The following is a 1,380-nucleotide window of genomic DNA, read 5'->3' on the forward strand; positions in this document are numbered from 1 at the left end:
ACTGCTGCTAGTGTTTCTTCTCCTGTTACTTTTGTTAGTATTGCTAAGGCTTTGCTTGCATCTCCTGCTTCTAGTCCTTTGTTGCTCTCTGTTGCTAGTATTTTAGCCCCTTCTTTGTCGGTCTCTACTGTTGCACCGCTTTCTGTTGCTAGCTTAATGCCTTGCTTTTCTGCTACTTCCTTGATTTTATTTAGTGCGGCTACTGCTGCCTTTATTGCACCGTCGTCTGGCTTGGCTCCCTGCTGTGCTCCTGATCCTACTTCAGCTACGCTCTCGCTTCCGCCTTCAAAGGCTCTTGACAGCTCTTCTGTTACTGCTGTGTTGTCGCCTGTGCCATTTTTGTGTGCTAGCTTTCCGCTTTTAAGTAAGGATCTTAAAGCTATTCCTCCTGTTGCTGCTCCTGCTTTTGCTGCTTCTGCTTCTTTTACATTGTTTTCAGTGCCCCCTAAAGCAAAAGATACTGCTGTTGTGCCTGCTGTTGCGTCTGATGATAGCTCTGCGTCGTTGTCTTTACTAGCTAGTACTGCTGCTAGTGTTTCTTCTCCTGTTACTTTTGTTAGTATTGCTAAGGCTTTGCTTGCATCTGCTGCTTCTAGTCCTTTGTCGTCGCTCTCTGTTGCTAGTATTTTAGCCCCTTCTTTGTTGTCGCTGCCTACTTTTGCACTGCTTGCTTCTGCTAGATTAATGCCTTGCTTTTCTGCTACTTCCTTGATTTTCTTTAGTGCGGCTAGTGCTGTCTTTATTGCATCGTCGTCTGGCTTGGCTCCCTGCTGATCTCCTGATCCTTTTACTTCAGCTACTTTCACGCAGTTACTTTCTCGCTACTGATTTTAACAGATCTTCTGTTGCTGTTGCTAGTAGCTTTCCACTTGCGTTAAGGCCTACTGCTTGTGCTGCTGTGTTTGCGCCATTTTTGTGTGCTAGCTTTCCGCTTTTAAGTAAGGATCTTAAAGCTATTCCTCCTGTTACTGCTCCTGCTTTTGCGTTTGCTTCATGTTTTACATTGTCTTCAGTGCCACCTTTAGCGAAAGATACTGCTGTTGTGTCTGCTGCTGCTGCTGCTAGTCCTTTGTCGCCGCCGCTATCTGTTGCTAGTATTTTAGCCCCGTCTTTGTCGGTGCCTCCTACTGTTGCACCGCTTTCTGCTGCTATATTAATGCCTTGCTTTACTGCTACGTCCTTGATTTTATTTAGTGCGGCTACTGCTGCCTTTATTGCACCGTCGTCTGGTTGGACTCCCTGCTGTGCTCCTGATCCTACTTCAGCTACTGATCCTACTTCAGCTACTTTGTCGCCGCCGCTTCCTTCAAAGGCTTTTGACAGATCTTCTGTTGCTTTTGCTAGTTCTGACAGTGCTTTTTCCGCTTCTGCTACTGTTGC

The 1,380-nt window shown here is 46.2% G+C and carries 2 protein-coding genes; both read right to left on the reverse strand.

What is annotated here, in order from left to right:
• Positions 1–806 (reverse strand): variable large family protein (locus F0310_RS05670; RefSeq protein WP_182117990.1); only part of this gene is annotated, 806 nt, incomplete at its 3' end.
• A 4-nt stretch (positions 807–810) separates the two neighbouring features.
• The coding region (locus tag F0310_RS05675) for a variable large family protein (RefSeq protein WP_182117991.1) at positions 811–1,380 on the reverse strand (570 nt) is incomplete at its 5' end.

Source organism: Borrelia sp. A-FGy1 (assembly GCF_014084025.1).
Taxonomy (GTDB): Bacteria; Spirochaetota; Spirochaetia; order Borreliales; family Borreliaceae; genus Borrelia.